Source organism: Streptomyces sp. MnatMP-M17, assembly GCF_900091995.1.
Classification (GTDB): domain Bacteria; phylum Actinomycetota; class Actinomycetes; order Streptomycetales; family Streptomycetaceae; genus Streptomyces.
Genome location: NZ_FMDK01001071.1, coordinates 1 through 3,457 on the forward strand (window position 1 = coordinate 1; position 3,457 = coordinate 3,457).

General features: G+C 69.4%; 4 protein-coding genes. 2 read left to right on the forward strand and 2 right to left on the reverse strand.

What is annotated here, in order from left to right; all coding sequences use genetic code 11:
* Positions 1-146: 146 nt before the first annotated feature.
* Positions 147-1,010: an SDR family oxidoreductase gene (locus GA0115259_RS36000; RefSeq protein WP_093604623.1), complete on the reverse strand. Its 864-nt coding sequence runs from the start codon at positions 1,008-1,010 to the stop codon at positions 147-149.
* Between the two features lie 176 nt (positions 1,011-1,186).
* Between GA0115259_RS36000 and GA0115259_RS36005 the strand changes: the two genes are divergently transcribed.
* Positions 1,187-2,320, forward strand: coding sequence for an epoxide hydrolase family protein (locus tag GA0115259_RS36005; RefSeq protein WP_202450659.1), 1,134 nt, complete (start codon positions 1,187-1,189; stop codon positions 2,318-2,320).
* An 18-nt stretch (positions 2,321-2,338) separates the two neighbouring features.
* On the opposite strand, the gene GA0115259_RS36010 is transcribed toward GA0115259_RS36005, so the two are convergent.
* Positions 2,339-2,899 (reverse strand): rhodanese-like domain-containing protein, encoded by a 561-nt coding sequence (locus tag GA0115259_RS36010; protein WP_093604627.1) that lies wholly within the window; start codon positions 2,897-2,899, stop codon positions 2,339-2,341.
* A gap of 94 nt (positions 2,900-2,993) precedes the next feature.
* Here GA0115259_RS36010 and GA0115259_RS36015 point away from each other — a divergent pair, with 94 nt between their 5' ends.
* Positions 2,994-3,440 carry an Lrp/AsnC family transcriptional regulator gene (locus GA0115259_RS36015; RefSeq protein WP_093604629.1) on the forward strand — a complete coding sequence of 149 codons (447 nt, stop codon included), beginning with the start codon at positions 2,994-2,996 and terminating at the stop codon, positions 3,438-3,440.
* Positions 3,441-3,457: the final 17 nt, after the last annotated feature.

Below are 3,457 nucleotides of genomic sequence, written 5' to 3' on the forward strand. Positions count from 1 at the left end.
CGGCGCCTGCCGGTCCCGGCCGAAAGGCACGGGCCCGGCAGCGCCCGCCGGCGGTGTGGTGCGGCGCCCTTACGAGCCGTACGAGTCACGGGCCGGCACGGGATACGGACGGTCTCGGCGCCGACCGTCCGGTTCAGCGGCCCGGTTCAGCGGCGAAAACCGCCCTCCGAGTCGATGATCTGACCGGTGATCCACTCGGCCTCGTCGGAGGCGAGCCAGGCGATCAGCCGCGCCGGATCGTCGGGCATGCCCCAGCGTCCGGCCGGGAACAGCGCGGCGATCGCCTCGTACGCGGAGCCCGTCAGATAACCGGTGTCGACGGGACCGGGATTGACGGTGTTGACCGTCACCGCGAGATCCGCGAGCGAGGTGGCCAGGGACCGCGTCGCCGAAGCGAGGGCTCCCTTGGCCAGCCCGTACGCGATCTCCTCCGGCATCCCGCCTCCGAGGTCCTGACCGGAGGTCATCATGACGATCCGGCCGCCGGGCGTACGGTCGGGAAGCGCCGCGCGCAGCCGAGCGTACGCCTGGACGAGCAGCACGACCGACCGGGTGTCGACCGCCCAGTGGGCGTCGAGCATCGCCGCGTCGACGGTGTGGAGCGTGCCGTCGGAACCGCTGAGCGCATGGTTGGCGACGAGAATGTCGAGCCGCCCGCCGAGCGCCTCGGCGGCGGTGCCGATCAGTTCCGCGGGCGCCTCGGGCCCGGCCAGATCCCCGGGACCGTGCACCACCCGCGCCGCCGGATCCGCCCGCGCCTCCCGTACATACGCGGCGACACCTTCCGGCCCTTCGGGATCGGCGCCCCAGGGCTGACCCGCATCGTGCGGCACATGGTGATGGAGATAGACGCTCGCGCCGTACGCGACCAGCCGCCGCGCGACCGCGCAGCCGATACCACGACGGCGACTCGCCCCGGTCACCAAGGCGGTCCGGCCGCGCAGCGGCAACGAGTCACGGCGCAGAGCCAGAGGATCAAGGGAATCAGCAGGGGTATCAAGTGTGGACATGAGCGCCCATGATCGTCGGTACGGCAGTGGATGTCATCCCGATATCCCGCAGTGCGGTCCTGGCTTCGGGCTCCACCCGGCGGCGCTGCGCGACCCCGAACCACGCACCCTGACGCAGGCTTGGACGGTCAGGCATGTACCACTCTCATGTGAGAACGGAAACCTCGGAGACTCCTATGGCTCACCACACGCCCATGATCACCGTCACCGACACCGAGCTGAACGAGCTGCGCTCACGGCTGCTCAGCACACGGTGGCCGACTCCCTGGCCCGTCGGCGGATGGGACGCCGGTACCGACGCCGGCGAACTGCGACGCCTTGTCGCCCGCTGGGCCTCCGACTACGACTGGCGTGCCCACGAAGCCGGCATCAACGCACTCCCGTCGCATCTCGCGGACATCGACGGAACTCTCCTCCACTACCTCCGCTTCGACGGTGAACGCTCCGGCGCCCTGCCGATCGTTCTGACCAACGGATGGCCCAGCTCCTTCCTCGAACTGACCGCCCTCGCCCGCCGGCTGGCCACACCGTCGCAGTACGGAGGTGACGCCGCCGACGCGTTCACCGTCATCGTCCCTTCGCTGCCCGGATTCGTCTTCTCACCTCAGCGGCCCTCGCTCACGGAGCCGCCGCAGACACACGAGATCTGGCACCGGCTCATGCGCGACGAACTCGGCTTCGAGCGCTACGCCGCGCACGGGAGCGACCTGGGCGCCGGCATCACTTCCCGGCTCGGCGAAGCCCATCCGGACGCCCTGGTGGGCATCCATCTGACGGCGATCGCCAGCCCGGTCACGTACGACGCCGCCGACGTCACTCCTGAGGAGCGGGAGTACCTCGATTCCGTCGCGGCATGGTCCGCCGAAGAGGGCGGATACCTGCATGAACAGAGCACCCGCCCACTCACCTTGAGCTACGGACTGGCCGATTCACCGACCGGGCTGCTCGCCTGGATCGTCGAGAAGTACCGCGCGTGGAGCGACTGCGGAGGCGACCTGTCGTCCCGGTTCAGCGACGACTTCCTCCTGACACAGGCATCGCTCTACTGGTTCACCCACACCATCTCGACCTCGTTCCGGCCCTACTACGAATACGGGCAGCGGCTGACGAGGCGAGTGGAACGGGTGAACGTGCCCACGGCCCTCGCCCTGTTCCCGGCCGACCTCACGCAGCCGCCCCGTAGCTGGGCCGAGCGCACGTACAACATCACGAGGTACACCCGTATGCCCCGCGGGGGCCATTTCGCCGCCCACGAAGAGCCCGAACTCCTCGCACACGACCTCACCGAGTTCTTCCGCGCACACCGGTGAACACCCAAACCGCGTGGGTCAGCAGCCGCAGACCGCCGCGCCGACGGGTGCGGTCAGTGGATCGGCGGCGTGGCGTTCGAGGCCCTGCGCGGTCTCGATCTCGAAGCCCTCACGGATCCAGTACTCGATACCGCCGAGCATCTCCTTCACCTGATAACCGAGACCGGCGAGGGCGAGCGCGGCGCGCGTGGCGCCGTTGCAACCCGGTCCCCAGCAGTACGTGACGACCGGCACCGCCTTGTCGAGGAGCGGCTCGGCCTGCTCGGCGATCAGCGCGGTCGGGAGGTGGACGGCTCCCGGGACATGGCCCTGGTCCCAGGACTCGGTGGAGCGGGAGTCGAGTACGACAAAGCCGGGATCGCCGTCGGCGGCCAGCGCGGCGGCGACATCGGAGACATCCGCGTGGAAGGCGAGGCTCGCGCCGAAGTAGGCGACGGCTTCGCCGGGCGAGGCGGGCAGCACCCGCAGGACCGGGCTGTCGGCAACCGACGGAGCGTGGGCGGGAGCTTGCGCAGGAGCAGAGGCCGGACCAGAAGCAGGAGCCGGAGCTTGGACACGCGTGCGGGAATGTGTGGTCATGACCAGAAATCTACGGTCGCCGACCGGCCCGCCGAAGAGGGATTCCCCGGTCCTCACCTTGATGGGCATGAGCTTTCCCTGCTATTTCTCGGTGATGACCGAGTTTTCACCGGACGCCACCGACTGGCACCTGCTGGATGTCCTGCAACGCGACGGCCGGATCAGCTTCGCCGAGCTGGCCAGGGCCGTCTCCATGTCCGCGAGCGCCGTGACCGAGCGGGTGCGCCGGCTGGAGGAGGCCGGAGTGATCTCCGGCTATACCGCGGTGGTCGACCGTGAGCGGCTCGGCCGGTCCATCCTCGCCTTCGTGCGGCTGCGCTATCCGAACGGCAACTACAAGCCGTTCCACGATCTGCTGGAGGCGACCTCCGAGATTCTGGAGGCGCACCATGTGACGGGCGACGACTGTTTCGTACTGAAGGTCGCCGCCCGCTCGATGAGCCATCTCGAAGAGATCTCGGGCCGGATCGGCGCCCTGGGCTCGGTCACCACCAGCGTCGTCTACTCCTCGCCGCTGCCCCGCCGCTCCCTCAGCCGCTGACCGGCTCCCCCTCGCTT

Coding starts and splice junctions, on each gene's coding strand:
- GA0115259_RS36000 (WP_093604623.1), bottom strand. CDS start 1,010: ATGTCCACACTTGATACCCCTGCTGATTCCCTTGATCCTCTGGCTCTG.
- GA0115259_RS36005 (WP_202450659.1), top strand. CDS start 1,187: ATGGCTCACCACACGCCCATGATCACCGTCACCGACACCGAGCTGAAC.
- GA0115259_RS36015 (WP_093604629.1), top strand. CDS start 2,994: ATGACCGAGTTTTCACCGGACGCCACCGACTGGCACCTGCTGGATGTC.
- GA0115259_RS36010 (WP_093604627.1), bottom strand. CDS start 2,899: ATGACCACACATTCCCGCACGCGTGTCCAAGCTCCGGCTCCTGCTTCT.